Raw genomic sequence first — 15,017 nt, 5'->3', positions numbered from 1 at the left:
CGAAAGCGGAGTTTATGCCCGTATTGGCTTATCGCGACGCCTCCTGCTCCCAGACTTTAAGCTCAACGGAGGCCACGTGGGTCGAGCCGCAAAAGACTTCACCATTCATCATTTTCATTGAGCCGAATTCCATATTTTTTACGACCTCCACACGGAAATCATTCGCCCCCTCCGGAATATGGAAGATTGAGAAGGTATCAATTCCGACAATAAAACCATCTCCGGGAGCTGTGCTGTTGACCAGAGCGTCATAGCCATTGGCTGCCGCCATCGTCTGGGCCATAATTTCAATGAAATATTCGGGAAGAATACCTCTGCTCGCTGAAAAACAGAGACTATCGCTGTTTAAAGAAGCGGATGCCGCGGCGTTGTCACCTTCTCTTTCGAGCAGCTGATCGATCAGCAGCATCGGCGGCCGGTGGATTATCAAGTTTTCCGCAGGACATGGCAATTCTATGGTTTTTGTAGGAGGAAGTGTCATCTTTTAATCTAATCCAGTTGAGCTGGATACGTGCCTGATGGTATGTTAAGGTACTGAAAGGTGCTTTCCGTCTTTAATGTTTACCACATATATGCTGAAGATATATGATAAATGTAGAAAAGAATCATCGAATTTGAAAGATGGACTCGTTTAAAGCTCGATATTCTAGGCGTAGCATCTGGAACAACGACTTGGCAGTACAAGCAGTACGCCAAATCGTTGTTCCAGATGCTACAACGACGAAGATCGAGCTTTAAACGAGTCCATCACATATACAGGCCGCCATTGACGCTGAATACCTGGCCGGTAATATAGGATGCTTCGTCGCTGAGCAGAAATCTGACGACTCCTGCTATTTCATCTGCTCTTCCCAGGCGGCGCAACGGAATGAGTCCGATCAGCTCGTCAACAGCTAATCCATGGGTCATTTCAGTGTCGATAAGACCGGGAGAGACCACATTGACCAGGATATTCCGCCGGGCAAGCTCTCTGGCCAGGGCCTTCGATGCTCCTATCAATCCCGCCTTGGCCGCCGAGTAGTTCACCTGACCTGCCTGGCCGGTTTCACCGGAAACAGAAGAAATTGCTATTATTCTGCCACGCTTGGCCGAGATCATGGCCCGGGAAAAGATTCGTCCAAGCGTGTAGTAGCTGTTCAGGTGAACATTGATGACATCGTCCCACTCTTCTTTCTTCATCATCGGCAGAAGTGTATCGCGGGTGATTCCGGCATTATGGATTAAACCAAAGGGAGTATCCTTTTGCAGGAGAGGCTCAAGGATCTCCTTGGCCTTGTGGTTGTCAGCTACATCGAAGGGCAGTAGTAAACAGGTTCTTCCATGCTGTTCTATCTTTTCCTTGACGGCCGCCGCTGCCTCGTGGGAACTCCGGTAATTAAGCCAGATGTCAAAACCACTTGCTGCCAGATAAACAGCTATTGCCGCTCCTATTCCTCGGCTCGCTCCACTAATAAAAATAATATCCCTGGGTTTTTCACTGTCCATTGTCATCCTTGAGAATTGTGGTACGAAGAGTCTGTCATAGCAGAGATGTTACAGGCGCTATTTGGCCAATTGGACGATTTTCGCCTCCAGGGCGACATTAACCATCATTCCTCCGACAAGGCAATCATACTGAACACTGGAAGGGTTCTTTTGGTTTTTGACGTTGGAGGTAATGTCGATAACAGCATTGCCGCCGTGTTTTACCGCACTTTCCTGGAGGTGAAGGAGTGCTGAGGCAAGAGCCCACTCGCAGGAATCGGTTTTGTCTTTCATGAAACTGTTGGTGCGCTTTGAGGTTCTGAAAATGCCGTATTCTTTCTGCACAGCAGGATGTTTTTGACCCGCGAAATAGAGCTCGATGTCGGGAGGGACAGCTTCCTTTACCTTGACGTTCTGGAGGGCAAGATCGATATCAAGATGCCGCAGTTCATCCGCAGCAGAAGCCGCGCCGGCCAGGGAGAAAAAAAGCAGAATTACCGGTACAAATATTTTTTTCAGCATGTTACCTCCTTTAAGATTCTTGTTTTTTAACAATAAACTTCGCCAGCTTATTTAGTGTTTCAAAGGCCTTGCGACCTTCATCCATGTCAATGATCTGCACGTTGAAGTTTTTCTGGATGAGTACGGCAAGTTCAACGGCGTCAAGTGAATCGAGTCCCAGGCCTTCACCAAAAAGCGGTTCGTCATCACCAAATTTTGCCAGGCTGCTCTCCGGGATTTTTAAATCCTCAACAAGGATCTCCTTTAATTTTTTTTTAAGATTTTCCATTATTTTTGCAATGTATTTGTAATAGGTGCCTTTGAGGAAGAGTCAACATCAGCCTGCTTCCAGATTTCAAAAAAGTTATACCATTGGTATGGGTATTTTTTCACATATTGTTCAAGGGCTGCGGCATACTTTCGACAACATTCCCGCAGCACCTCATCCCTGTTTAATCGGTCTTCAAATCTGGGATAGAAGGTATTCCATACTTTCAGTTCAAAATGAGTGGTTCCTGTCTTTGCTGCCAGAAATATAACGACAGGGGCCTCAAAGCAAGCTGCCAGAGTGTAGGCAGCATCAGGTAGTCTAACCTTATTTCCTAAAAATTCAACTTCCTTTGTGCTTCCTTTTATGTGTCTGTCTGCCATGATAGTGACTATTTCACCGCGCTGCAGAGCGGCGGCGGCATCAACCAGTCCACCGAATGGGCCTTCGGTGTCAATGATATTAAAATGGCGATTTTTCTTCCCCAGGTCAAAGAAGTGTTTTGCGGCGGCGGACTGATCATATTGCATCAGCGCATGGACTTTAACCGGCAGGACATTGAGATATGCCATGGCGGTCTGCCAGGGCCCGACATGTGCGGTGACCAGCACCACGCCTTTTCCAGCGGCGACAGTGTTGAACAAATCGTCTTTGCCGTCAATGGTGCAGGTCATCTCTGCGTTTTCTTTGAGTCCCAGCCAGGCCCTGTCCACCAGAACCTGCCCGAATGCGAAAAGATTATCAAAGGTGGCCCAGAAAAGCTGTCTGTTTGAGAAATGTGGGAATCTTTTCTTCAAATAGGAAGAGGTGATGCCCTGGATTTTTCTACTGCACAGAACATAGGAAAAAATGACGGGGTAAAGAAAGACATAGGCGTAACGCAGTCCACAGAATTTGAGAACCGTATAAAAAAACAAATGTCCCAGCCGCTCGAGGAGGTTGCTAATCAATGCCGCATTCATGTTTTGACGCTGGGTTTGAGATTCCGCTGGGTATGGATACGCAGAGCCATCCAGTACATTATCGATGCCCCACCCAGACCGAGGAGCGGACCGACAAGCAGCGAACCTATAAACCACTCCCAGAGCCGTTCATGGATTTCCAGAAGCCAGCGCTGCCAGGAGAGATCCAGGAGGAATTCTCCCTTCCTGAGATAGTAACCGGTCTGGATGCAAATAACAGGCACCAGGGGCGGCATACAGAACTGACTGGCGGCTACAGCCGCAATTTTGTTGAGATGCAGCCGGTGGGCCACATAAATAATGGCAACAGTATGGCAGGCAATAAGCGGCAGGGCTCCCATAAAAATGCCGAGCCAGACTGCCATGGCCAGCCACAGGGGTGAAGTATGCTCTTTACAGATTTCTGCCAGTATCTTCAACGGATTCCTGCAGAGATTTTCCTTGATTGTCTCCGGCAGAGGTGGTTTGGCAACAAGTTGTCTATGAGGCCAGGGCATCAGCCGTCTCATGATAAGCCTGCTGTGCAGCAGAGAGAGGCGGATATTGTCCTTGAATTTGTGGAAATGGCTGATCCGCCGACCGGCAGGCGGGTAATGCACCTGGATGGCGGCGGAGGAGACGGCAATTCCCGCCCATGCCAGTTTGACCAGAGATTCAATTTCAAAGTCGTACCTTGTTCGGGTCAGTTTGAGACTGAGAAGCTGTTTGACCGGATAAAGCCTGAACCCGGTTTGAGTATCTGGAAGATCATACCCGCATTCGAGCCGCACCCAGAAATTAGAAAAATGTTTGCCGAAATGGCTGGATGCGGGAACGCTCTCCTGGATCATTCGGCGGGCCCCCAGCACCAGACAGGGTGCGGCAATTCTTTGGGCTTCGGCAATGAGTCCTGTAATATCGGCCGGATCATGCTGGCCGTCCGCATCTATGGTGACCATGGTCTCAAACCCCTGTGAAGCGGCATAGTGGGCACCATGAAGGATGGCTGCACCTTTTCCCATGTTGCGGGGTAGCTGTAAGCTCTGACATTGCAGATCTGCAAGGGGAGTCAGACAGTTGTCGTCACTGCCGTCATCTACAACCAGCACCTGATACCCGGTGGCAATGGCTCTGTGGACGACTTCGACCAGCGTGGTCCCGTGGTTATACACCGGGATGACGATGAGAGGCTCCGCTGTTTTGCTCATTGTTCGATAATTTCGTAAAAGATCATTGAAGGTGCCTGGATGGACTCATAAAAAGTTGCCACGAAGTTCTGAGATGGCTAGATAAAAAGCTCGATATACAAGGCGCAGTGTTTTTGGCAGGCCTTCGACTATACAGGTAGTATGTCGAAGGTCTGCCAAAAACCTGCAACGCCGGAGATCGGGCTTTCTCGAAGTCGGAGTTTATGCCCGTACGGGTGCTTATCGCGACGCCATCATTGTTTGAGATATCTTGATAACATACGCTCCCAAAGCGGTCCGCTGTGACCCAGGGAATGAATGAGGCGGACATAGTGTTCCAGCTCCGCCATCGGGTATATCCTGTCTCTTCTTTCCGCGAAAGAGTTGCGCAGTTCGGTGTCGATGAACTCTCTGTCGATATCGGGAGAGTAATAGAAGATGGGACTGATGATGTCGGTCTGCGCGGTGATGATCTTCTCGGCAACAGCCTGTTTATAAAGGCGGGTATCCGGCAGGATGCGCAGGCCGATGTAGGCAAAAACAATGCAGTCTCCAAGCAGGGCTATATTTTCAAGACCCTGGTGCACTGTAGCCGGTGTTTCACCAGGCCCACCGAAAATAATAAAATGGGCACACGGTATATTTTCTTCGGCAATGGTTAGGTTCAGGGCAAGAACTTCATCAAAGGTAAACCCCTTGTTCAGACCGGCAAGGGTCTGGTCGGTAGAGGCATCGGTGCCCAGTTCCATGGCCGCCATGCCGCTTCTTTTAAGCAGCCGCAATTCCTCCCTGCCCATTTTCTGAGGGCGAAAGAAGGCACACCATGGTGTGGAGTTGCCTGAGCGGATCAGGGCCTCCGCCACCTCGAGGTAATGGTTAGAGGGATCATTGAAGACGCCGTCGGTAAAGAAGATGTAGCGTGCCCCGTGCCGACGCAGCCTCTCTATTTCCTCAACAACTTCTTCGGCCGGCCGGAAGCGAAGTTTTTTCCCTTCGATGGTCGGGTATGAGCAATAGCTGCAGCCATAACCGCATCCTCGCTTGGTTTGAACATTGAGCATACCGCCGTGATCGATATAGTACTCGGCGATGTTTTTTTGAAAAATCGGCGGGCAATCCGGGAAGTCGCTCAGGCTTGCGGAAATGAGACGCTCGGGTATATGTTCTCCTGAAGCGATTTTTTCCAGCAGTTGAGGAAAAGCCACCTCTCCTTCACCTACGATACCGTAATCGGCCTTCAGGTAGTCCATCAGCTCTTTCGGCATAATGGAAAAACCAGGTCCACCCAGAACAATCGGTGTTGTCCGGCAACGCTCTCTGACATACTCGATCACTGTGGCAATATCTTCTATCATTGCCGTGGGGGAGGAACTGTCAACGCTGTCTATATTGCGGATGGAGATCCCAATGGCATCATAGTTGTTACGACTGAGTATCTCCTCCAACTTGGGGTATCCCTCGGAGGCCAGCATGTCGAAATGGTCGGCGCGGTGACCCTGTCGGCGCAGCGCCCCTATTAAATGAGCAATACCGATTGGATATACCGGATAAGGTGCCGAGACCATGTTGGCGGATATCAACAGACAGTATCCCTTCGATTGAGTGTTCAATGCTGTCATTTTTTCTCCCGCACGAAATGTGCTTTTTCTGCATGAGCGGCGATGCCTTCATTGACGAGAGTAGAGCAGCAGATCTTTTTGACGCAGTCTCTGTTTGCCGATAAGGGAAGGTTATAAGTCTTCATCAAAAAGTCATTCCAACTAAGAATTTCGCGGAATTGAGGGGTACATTCGGTTCTTCTATGCCACCATTGGAGATGTGATGGTAGCGTGCCTCGACAAAGAAGGTATGGTCGTTTTTCATGGGAAGCTGTACGCCGAAACCTATCTGGTAGTTTCCGTTCCAGTCCGATCCCATTCCCGGAATGTCGGCATCGACATATACAGGCCCGCCTCCGGCAAAGACATATGGGTGTAAAGCACAGGCGCTGAAGGTGTAGTTTGCTAAAAAATTTAGCCCGGCCATCGGCGTGTCATAATCGAGGAGAAAGTGCAGCGGCAGTTCGATGAGCAATGAATGAGAACCGCTATACCATGACTTTCCCATATCCTCAAAGATGACAATTTTTCGCCGCAGAGCGAGATCAATGGTCTCGACCCGCGTCTCGGTCTCCCCCCAGCCCGGATGACTCGAACCATAGCCGGTGAGGATCGCCCATCGATCAGTATCGGAATTCTCTGCTTCCCGCGCAGTAGCTTTTTGGGGGTAACTGAGCAGCATCGCCTGAAAAAGGCAGATGAGAACGATAAGATATGGGAGGTTGAATTTTTTCGGCATACGGATCCTATTATCTTTTTTTGAAGCCATACTTGGGAAGATAGTACAATATAGTCGGCCAGCAAATAAGAATGATGCCGATCCATATGTACCTGATCGACTGATTCGGAAATTTGCGCAGGATCACGTCACGAAGCACGATGAACATAAGTCCAATATTGATTGCCACTCCAACCAGGCTCACGGGCAACAGTGTTTTGAAATGCCTCGTTTCGGGATAGAGGTAAAAGACGGTAATCAGCCCGAAGACAAAGAGAACAGCAAAGACGGAGTAGAATTTTTCAAGAAGAGTCATGGTCTTATTCTGGAAGATATGGAGAAAGTGTTTCGAAGAGATGACCGGTGAAGAGGAGTTTGCGGAATTTCAGCAAGTCATCATGAAAGATGCGTGTATCGTCATACACTTCAAAGTGACGGTTCAGTAAATCATAAATTTTCCCGGTTCCATGACCCAGTTTGTCGGAATTTCGAAAGGACAAAGCCTGGAGATCCGCCAATATTTCCAAAGTAATTATATGCTTGGCATTTCTCACCAGCCGGAATGCTTTGCGGGCAGCTACTGTCCCCATACTGACTATATCCTGGTTCGAAGCGTTACAGGATATGGAGTTGACGCTCATGGGCGCGGCAAGCCCTCTGTTTTCAGCTGTTGAGGAGGTGGCGAGATACTGCGCTCCCATAAATCCCATGTTGAGTCCGACTTCTCCGGGAATCAGGTGTTCCGGCAAACCCTCGTTCAGGCTTTTATCGAGAAGCTTGTTGGTGCGTCGCTCAGAGAGATTGCATAAGGTCGAAATGGCAATACAAAGAGCATCCATGGCAAAGCTGATGCTCTGACCATGGAAGTTGCCGCCATGGATAATTTTATTTTTCTCCGGAATGACGACGGGATTGTCGTTGGTCGAATTTGCCTCGATTTCGATGGTTCTGGTGACATAATCGAGGGTCTCCCGGACCGGCGCCAATACCTGGGGAGTGCAGCGGATAGAATAGACATCCTGAACGTTGATATTGGTTTCGAACACGGGGACATCACCATGATGCTGGCTCCTGATCCTCTCGTGCATGTCCTCGCGCAGGGTGATGTTGCCTGTGCCTTTGTAGAGTTTTTTGATTGTTTCGGCAACACGAATCTGACCGGGATGCGGCTTGAGAAGATGAAGATCCTCATCAAAAGCATCGTCGATACCGCCGAATATTTCCACGGCAAAAGCGGCGTTTACGCAGGCAACGTTATAGAGTTTTTCCGCGCCGGACAGAGTGAAGGCAGCAATCGCGGTCATAGCCGCCGTACCATTCATCAAGGCCAGACCTTCCTTGTAGCTGAGGACCAGTGGTATGAGATCGGTCTTTTCAAAAGCCTCTTCGGCATTCATCAGCTCTTTGTTCAAATAGACCTTGCCCTTACCGATAATGGCAAGAGACATATGGGCCAGATGGATGAGGTCTCCGGAGGCGCCGACACTGCCGCATTCAGGAATATAGGGGGCGATACCGGAATTAATCATCCCCTGCATCAATTTTAGGAGTTCGATACGGACACCTGAATATCCCTTTACCAGGGTGTTGAGCCTGACAGCGAGGATTGCCTGAGCTATAGACGGCAGGATCGGCTCGCCCAGGCCTGCGGCATGACTGATTATGAGGTTGGTCTGTAAGGACTCGAGATCGCGGTCATTGACAATTTTATTGCACATCGGGCCATAGGACGTATTCACCCCGTAGATGATTTTTTTCTGCCTGACAGCATCCTCCAGATATGCTCTGGAAGCGCTGCAGCGCTCAATCGCCTGTGACGCCAAGGCAACCTTTTTGTCGCCGATGCCAATGGCGACGATATCGGCATAGGTGAGATCCTCACCATTGAGAACAACGGTTGACGTATTGCTCATAATTACTGGTTATAAAAAAATTATAGGTTTTTCTGAATGCCGGTGAAACTCAGCCGGTTTCACGCTGCCTGCCTTGGAGATTTTATAAAAGCCCATTTTTACTTATACCCCCTTCTGGGGAGTCAGCAGAGAACAGGCAGGATATCCGCTGTCGGGACCATATTCGGCAAGGCAGCGTTCTATGGCCTCGAAGCTCTGCCGGCGAAGTTCTAAAGTCCGGGTCTGCAGATCGCCTTTCCTGGCTGGATAGATAGGAGCAAGCAGCCGCAGCCTGACCCTGCCCGGCGAGAGGAACCTTTCTCCCGGCAGCAGCACATCGCCTGAACCAAATATACAGACCGGTTGGATCGGATAACCGGTTTCCACTGCCAGCTGAAATGCTCCTTTTCTGAATCTGCCGATTTTACCGTTCCGGGAACGGTGACCTTCGGGCCAGATAATGACCGAAACGCCTTTCTCGAGCCTTTGCCTGCATTTTTGTCGAAGAGTGTCCCAGCCATCGCTGATATTGATGTATCCGGCCAGCTTCATCAGTGGGCCGTATATCGGAATTTTAAATGGCCATGAGGTGACAAAGCAGTGTTCTCCGGGAATTGCGCCGAAGAGATAAGGATCGATGGCTGAATTGTGATTGGCTATGAATATTGCCGGTCGTGGGATATCATACAGCCTTCCATATACTTTGACCGGCGCCATGAACACCACGCCACGGACGATGATCCTGCCGTAGAGACCAATGGCAAGCCGCAGAGAATGTGCAATATTTCGTCTGAGAATAATTCTGCCGGCCAGAAGGATGAAGGGCAGCAGACCAATTCCGAGGAGGGAAAGCAGGACAAAGACCGGCCAGAAGTACAGATTGAGGAGTATCTTTTTCAAGACTCTAGTCCTGCATCACTCTATCATCCTGCAGTTTGAGCAGAAACTGCAGCAGGTCATCCATTGTTCTGATGGAGCGTAATGTGTCTTCATCTTCGAGTTTCAGGCCAAATGTTTTTTCAAGTACAACCACCATGTCGACAGCATCCAGGCTGTCGAGACCCAGATCGTCATACAGGGTGGCATCAGGCACCATTGTAGCGGGGTCAAGCTCAAATTCCTCAGCCAGAACCTCGACCACTTTCCGGCGTAATTCTTCCTCGGACATCATGATTAAATTCTCCTTAAAACAAGAGCGGTGTTTACCCCGCCCAGGGCGAAATTGTTTTTTAATGCGAAATCGATCTTATGTTTCTTCTTCCTCAGCAAAAGATCAATCTGCTGACATTTGGGATCGGGGTTGATGAGATTTCGGGTGGGAATGACTTCCTGCCGTGCCATCATTTCCACAACCGAGATGAGCTCAAGAGAACCCGCAGCACCGAGCGTATGACCGATATGGCCTTTGAGTGAACTCACCGGGGTCAAGGAGCCGACTACGTCGAAAATAGCGGATGCCTCTGCAACATCTCCCTGTTCCGTTCCTGTGGCATGGGCATTGACGTAGTCGATATCGGCAGAGGAAACTTTCGCCTCGCGCAGTGCCGACCTCATGGCCCGTATCATGGCGTCTTCATGCGGACTGGCTATATGCTTGCTGTCATTGACATTGCCGAACCCGATAATCTCGGCATAAATTTTCGCACCGCGCCTGATCGCGGAGTCATAGCTCTCGAGAAGAAGAATACCGCACCCTTCACCGCAAACCACGCCGTCCCTGTCTCTATCAAAAGGGCTCGGCGTCTGTTCCGGCCTGTCATTTTTATATGATGCAGCCTTGATAACATCAAAAACCCCGGTGACGGAGTGGTGAACCTCATCGGCTCCTCCGCAAAGCATCATTTGCTGCCTTCCTGTCTGGATCAGCATATACCCCAGGCCGACAGCCTGGGCCGAAGATGTGCAGGCACTCGCAGGAGCCCATTGTTCCCCTGCGATACCGAGGGCAAGGCAGACGTTGGCGCTGCAGCTGTGGCCCATCATTTTAAAGAATTCGCCGGATTTTATCCCACTCATTTCTTTATTGGGCAGGAAGGTCTCGTAAAAGTCTTCGTAGGCTGCAGGGCTGCCTGTGGTCGAGCCGATCGCTGTCCCGAGAAAGCCGGAGGAGATCTCGGATTGGCTGATACCGGCGTCTTTTACTGCTTCTCCGGCAGCCAGGGTGGCGAAGATTGCGGCGGTGCCCATGGTCCTGCGCAGTGGTCTGGGCAGCAGTTTTTTGATGTCCAGGGGCGGGGCGGGAGCTGCCAGATGACTTTTCAGACCGCCGATGGCATGCCATTTCTCCATATGGCGCACAGCTGATCTACCGGACCATATACCGTCGTAAAGCGTTTCAACACCCAATCCAAACGGAGAGATTGCCCCCCGTCCTGTTATTACGACCCTGTTCAGCTGCATGATCTCAGTTCCTCCCAGAACGGCTCCAGTCCCAATATATACCCGGCACTTGTAAATCCCGCAAGGGAAGCCCCAACGATGCCGGTCATCAGGGTCGACTGGCCGCTGAGGTAAAGCCCCGGCACTCTGGTACGGATATCAGGGGTGTACTGGTCGAGTGAATGGGATGCGCCATAGGCGCAACCCTGAGGAGCGGAGAGCTCATCCCGAAAGGTAAGCGGCGTCCCTACTGCAAGTGGCTCTATCCTTTTAAAATCACTTGATATACATTTTTCTGCCTGTGCGATCATTGCTCTGCTGATTTCTTCCTTATGTACGTGGTATAGGGTCGGCCGCGTGCACGAAGTTGAGTTCTCAAACATTTTTACTTCCTCCCACCAGGCAGGCTGCAGTAAAATAACACTTTTGTAATCCTGCCGCAAGCTGAAGCTCCCTCTTGCCGTGGACGTAACCATCAAAAGACGATCCTTAATCTGATTATTTTTTTTATCCAGAGGATTTGATCCCCCGGGCAGGAATATATGGTTGTGCCACTCGAGTGAAGGCGGCGGTTTTGGCATGACGCCAAAAAGGACGTTCATGGAAATGGTATTCTTCAACTGCAGGAGCCGCTTGCGGTAAACGGGTCTGAAGGCCCTGGTGCCCATAAGCGGTATGAGGCTGGTGGGGTGGCCGGTATAAATTATGCGGTTGCAGGAAATCCTGTCAGAAGAATCAGTTTTGACACCGGTTACCCCACGGTCGTCGAAATCAATCTCCGCTACCTGCACGCCGGGCAGAAAGGAGACACCGCCGGCTTTGCACACATGTTCGAAGGCGTCGACAACAGCCTGTCCACCGCCTTCGACGGAGTAGGCACCCTGGCGATATCCATGCGCAACCATGGCATGAACATCAATGGAGGCATTGTCTGTCGGGATGCCATACAGGGCAACAGGGCTGGTGAGCACGGCCTGAAGTTCCGAATCTTTGGTCAATCCTTGGACAAACGCTTTGACGGACAACCTGGAACTCCTGAATTCCTGCAAAAACTGGGTGAGGGAGAGGTCCTGATTATAGAACGGTATACGCCGGCAAATTGCCCGAAGTGTGTCAAAATAGCTTGATATGGCCAGTTTTTCCTGCGGGAAAGAGTGTTGCAGTTCCCGAATAATCCGCTCATAGGAGAAAAACGAATCGATCGGTCTGTCCCTGTTTGTGAGATATATCCTGTCGGAACCGTGGTCGGGAAAGGGGAGTATCTCTAGATGATTGAGGATTCCGCAGAATCTCCAGAGTTTGTGGAGGATCTCGTCCTCACCTAAACAGCCGGTGTAATGGAAACCCACATCAAAAGGGATACCTTTGCGTTTAAACTGCTTAACAGCCCCGCCGATACGCCTTTCCTTTTCAATAACGAGAACCTGCGCACCTTTTTTGGCAAGAAGAGCGGCCGCCGTCAAGGCAGAGATGCCGCTGCCGATAATGACAATATCAGAATGCATTTCTCAGCCGGATCACCAAAGCGGCGTTGACTCCGCCAAAGCCGGCGGCATTGCATAGCATTATTTTGGAGGGAAAACGAGTTGTTTCAACAGGTATTTTCAGTCTGGCCGCATAACTGGACCGTGTATTGAGGTTGGGATGACCCGGGATGTATCCGTCCCTGCTCATCAGCAGCCCATAGACGACCTGCGAGGCGCCGGCCATCCAGAATTCATGCCCTGTAAGGGCTTTGGTGGCGGCAATGAAAGGTCCGTCGTGCGGTGATTGTATGGCAAAAAGATCACAGAGTGCTTCAGCTTCTTTTTCGTCTCCGGCCGGTGTCGATGTGGCATGGGACATCACCAGATCCACATCTCCAGGAGTAAGACCGGCATCGTCGATAGCGATCTTCATGGCCCGCCGCAGTCCCTTACCCGTCGGCACGGAAAGGTGATAGCCATCCGATGTCGTGCCGAAGCCGCATACCTCAGCCAGGATTTCAACGCCTCTGCTTAAGGCGGACTCTTCTGATTCGAGGATGAGGGCGGCGGCACCGCCGGATGGTATCAGCCCGTCACGGCCGTCATCGAAAGGCCTGGAAGACAGATGTGGTTCGTTCTCACGGGTGGAAAAGGCGCCGAGGGCATCAAAGCTGCACATTGATTGCCAGGAAATCTCCTGGGCGCCGCCGCAGATGACGATATCCTGGGAGCCCCCGGCGATGAGCTCGGCGGCCTGTCCAATCGCCATTGCGCCGCTGGCGCAGGCACCGCTGACGGTCCAGGAGGATCCTCTGATCTGCAACTTTGTGGAAAGATTCAGCGAGATGGTGCTGGTCAACAGTCTGAATATATGTCCGCTGCCGATTTCTCGTGTGTTTTCAGCATTTCTGAGAAGCTCACATTGCTCAACGGCGGTGACGGCCGATGAATCGTTGCCGAAGATAAAACCTACTTTCTCGTTTTCGGCAATTTCGCTGTGCTGCAATTGTGCATGTTCCAGGGCCTGGCATATGGCGTCCCAGGCCCAGATGCCGAAATCAGGCAGGGTTTTGCGATAACGGCGATCCAGTGGATAACGGGTCTTGAAGTTCTCGATGGTCCCGCTCAACCCACTCCTGAAGCCCATTTTCTTACGCTCTGCAAGATAGGAAATGCCGCTTTTTCCGGATTGCAGAGACTGTTTGACTGCTTCCGTTGTGTGGCCAAGTGAGGAAACCGTACCCATCCCGGTGATCACAACTTTTCTGTAAGGACGGGCCTGTGATAAAATTCGGGGCATTATCTGGTGTGAATATCTAGCAGCCGGGACTGAAAGGGAAAACCTGTGCCGCCGGCGGCAGCGCTCCTCGGGAGAGCATATAGAGAGCAAAGGTATACGTCATAAAATTTGATCAAATATAAAGGCACGGTTACCGGGTGAGCGACATAGTCAGACGGCGTATCTGAAAAAATCGTTCAGGAAGGTCTTTCTCCATCCTTCCATTTGTCTGACTAGCTCTGATTTATGTGACTTGTTAAGGATTTTAACAAGTTTCTTCAACTCCGAACCGTTGCCGATGAGCATTGGATCAATGCCCTGCATCTGGCTTTTCAATTGAATGAACTCATTCAGTCTTTCCAGCATCTGCGAGTTCTTCGTGCTAAGCCGCATTGACTGTTCCTTCTGAGGACGTTTTTCGACGGGGCAGGTCAGGCCTGCTTGCACTGCGGCGATGAGATTTTCCCCCCAGCGTTCAATTGTTCTTGCCGAAAGAGAAGTTTTCTCCTGCAGTTGCTCAATGCTGGTCGTTTTCTTTCTGCTGAGTTCCAGAAGGTCGGAGTCCTTGACGACATGCCCCCGGGGACGATTGATTTTTTTGGCTGTCAGTTCTCTCCAGATCACAAGTTCACGCAGGATGGCCAGTTCTATAGACTCGAGTCCTTTTGACCCGCGGATTCTCTTGTAGCGGGTATGCGCAGTCAAGCCATTATAGTTTTTGGGGTCGTTAAGAAGGTCAAGCTCCTCCTGGAGCCAGGATTTGATCTCGGGGCCGATAATTCTGTTGATCAGAATAATTCTGGCGGCGCGTAGATAGCGAACATCATCCAGGGCATATAGAATCTGGTCCTGATCCAGCGGGCGTTTGAGCCAATCAGTCCGGGTTTCCGTTTTGGGAAGGGTGATGTCGAGCAACTCCTGGATCAGATTGCCAAGGGAAAGCGTGGCGGTGAGTCCTGCAAACCCCGCAGCCAGGCGGGTGTCGAAAATATTTTTCGGAATATACCCGGTGGCGCTGTGAAGGATTGCCAGATCCTGAGGGGCATCGTGGAGTATTTTGACGACGCTTGGATCGGCCAGAAGTTCCCCAAAGGGAGAGAGGTCCTCAACAGCCAACGGATCAAGCAGATAACATTCTTCATCCGATAATGCCAGCTGGATAAGTCCGAGGCGGGGCAGGTAGGTTTTCGTCCAGACAAATTCGGTATCTATGGCCACAGAATTCGCCAGCCTGGCCTTTTCTACAAGATCATGTAATGCATCAGAAGAAGTAATCATATTTTTAAGGAAACCTGTTAGTATGAATGGATTTTGTGCAGTGAAG

Annotated in this window: 17 protein-coding genes; all 17 read right to left on the bottom strand. The window is 50.6% G+C overall.

What is annotated here, in order from left to right; all coding sequences use genetic code 11:
• Positions 1 to 28: 28 nt before the first annotated feature.
• Positions 29 to 481: a hotdog family protein gene (locus tag JWG88_RS08495; RefSeq protein WP_205233307.1), complete on the bottom strand. Its 453-nt coding sequence runs from the start codon at positions 479 to 481 to the stop codon at positions 29 to 31.
• A 266-nt stretch (positions 482 to 747) separates the two neighbouring features.
• Positions 748 to 1,485, bottom strand: a complete 738-nt coding sequence (gene fabG, locus JWG88_RS08490) for a 3-oxoacyl-ACP reductase FabG (RefSeq protein WP_205233306.1) — start codon at positions 1,483 to 1,485, stop codon at positions 748 to 750.
• 57 nt (positions 1,486 to 1,542) lie between these two features.
• Positions 1,543 to 1,986: a hypothetical protein gene (locus JWG88_RS08485; protein WP_205233305.1), complete on the bottom strand. Its 444-nt coding sequence runs from the start codon at positions 1,984 to 1,986 to the stop codon at positions 1,543 to 1,545.
• Positions 1,987 to 1,996: 10 nt separating this feature from the next.
• The gene (locus JWG88_RS08480) at positions 1,997 to 2,254 is read right to left on the bottom strand and encodes a phosphopantetheine-binding protein (protein WP_205233304.1); all 258 of its coding nucleotides are present in this window, start codon (positions 2,252 to 2,254) and stop codon (positions 1,997 to 1,999) included.
• Positions 2,254 to 3,195 (bottom strand): lysophospholipid acyltransferase family protein, encoded by a 942-nt coding sequence (locus JWG88_RS08475; protein WP_205233303.1) that lies wholly within the window; start codon positions 3,193 to 3,195, stop codon positions 2,254 to 2,256. Before JWG88_RS08475 ends, JWG88_RS08480 begins: the two co-directional genes overlap by 1 nt.
• Complete coding sequence (locus tag JWG88_RS08470; RefSeq protein WP_205233302.1) at positions 3,192 to 4,382, bottom strand: DUF2062 domain-containing protein; 1,191 nt, start codon at positions 4,380 to 4,382, stop codon at positions 3,192 to 3,194. Before JWG88_RS08470 ends, JWG88_RS08475 begins: the two co-directional genes overlap by 4 nt.
• 233 nt (positions 4,383 to 4,615) lie before the next feature.
• Entirely contained in the window at positions 4,616 to 5,980 is a 1,365-nt protein-coding gene (locus JWG88_RS08465; protein WP_205233301.1) for a lipid biosynthesis B12-binding/radical SAM protein, read from the bottom strand.
• Positions 5,977 to 6,105, bottom strand: a complete 129-nt coding sequence (locus tag JWG88_RS21905) for a hypothetical protein (RefSeq protein WP_306793079.1) — start codon at positions 6,103 to 6,105, stop codon at positions 5,977 to 5,979. Before JWG88_RS21905 ends, JWG88_RS08465 begins: the two co-directional genes overlap by 4 nt.
• Positions 6,105 to 6,698: an acyloxyacyl hydrolase gene (locus JWG88_RS08460; RefSeq protein WP_205233300.1), complete on the bottom strand. Its 594-nt coding sequence runs from the start codon at positions 6,696 to 6,698 to the stop codon at positions 6,105 to 6,107. The genes JWG88_RS21905 and JWG88_RS08460 overlap by 1 nt, the downstream gene beginning before the upstream one ends.
• Positions 6,699 to 6,708: 10 nt before the next feature.
• Positions 6,709 to 6,993 (bottom strand): hypothetical protein, encoded by a 285-nt coding sequence (locus JWG88_RS08455; RefSeq protein ID WP_205233299.1) that lies wholly within the window; start codon positions 6,991 to 6,993, stop codon positions 6,709 to 6,711.
• 4 nt (positions 6,994 to 6,997) lie between these two features.
• Positions 6,998 to 8,590 (bottom strand): HAL/PAL/TAL family ammonia-lyase, encoded by a 1,593-nt coding sequence (locus tag JWG88_RS08450; RefSeq protein WP_205233298.1) that lies wholly within the window; start codon positions 8,588 to 8,590, stop codon positions 6,998 to 7,000.
• 102 nt (positions 8,591 to 8,692) lie between these two features.
• Positions 8,693 to 9,469, bottom strand: coding sequence for a lysophospholipid acyltransferase family protein (locus JWG88_RS08445; RefSeq protein ID WP_205233297.1), 777 nt, complete (start codon positions 9,467 to 9,469; stop codon positions 8,693 to 8,695).
• Positions 9,470 to 9,473: 4 nt separating this feature from the next.
• On the bottom strand, positions 9,474 to 9,740 hold the full coding sequence (locus JWG88_RS08440) for an acyl carrier protein (RefSeq protein WP_205233296.1): 267 nt from the start codon (positions 9,738 to 9,740) through the stop codon (positions 9,474 to 9,476).
• A 2-nt stretch (positions 9,741 to 9,742) separates the two neighbouring features.
• A complete protein-coding gene (locus JWG88_RS08435; protein ID WP_205233295.1) occupies positions 9,743 to 10,969 on the bottom strand; it encodes a beta-ketoacyl-[acyl-carrier-protein] synthase family protein in 1,227 nt (408 codons plus the stop codon).
• Positions 10,960 to 12,453 carry a phytoene desaturase family protein gene (locus JWG88_RS08430; RefSeq protein WP_205233294.1) on the bottom strand — a complete coding sequence of 498 codons (1,494 nt, stop codon included), beginning with the start codon at positions 12,451 to 12,453 and terminating at the stop codon, positions 10,960 to 10,962. Before JWG88_RS08430 ends, JWG88_RS08435 begins: the two co-directional genes overlap by 10 nt.
• On the bottom strand, positions 12,443 to 13,714 hold the full coding sequence (locus tag JWG88_RS08425; RefSeq protein ID WP_205233293.1) for a beta-ketoacyl-[acyl-carrier-protein] synthase family protein: 1,272 nt from the start codon (positions 13,712 to 13,714) through the stop codon (positions 12,443 to 12,445). Before JWG88_RS08425 ends, JWG88_RS08430 begins: the two co-directional genes overlap by 11 nt.
• Before the next feature lie 150 nt (positions 13,715 to 13,864).
• Positions 13,865 to 14,971 carry a ribonuclease D gene (gene rnd / locus JWG88_RS08420; protein WP_205233292.1) on the bottom strand — a complete coding sequence of 369 codons (1,107 nt, stop codon included), beginning with the start codon at positions 14,969 to 14,971 and terminating at the stop codon, positions 13,865 to 13,867.
• Between the last annotated feature and the right edge of the window lie 46 nt (positions 14,972 to 15,017).

It is taken from the genome of Desulfopila inferna, from assembly GCF_016919005.1.
Lineage (GTDB): Bacteria > Desulfobacterota > Desulfobulbia > Desulfobulbales > Desulfocapsaceae > Desulfopila_A > Desulfopila_A inferna.
Note: the sequence above shows the minus strand (reverse complement) of the source record. Positions and strands in the feature narration are given on the sequence as shown.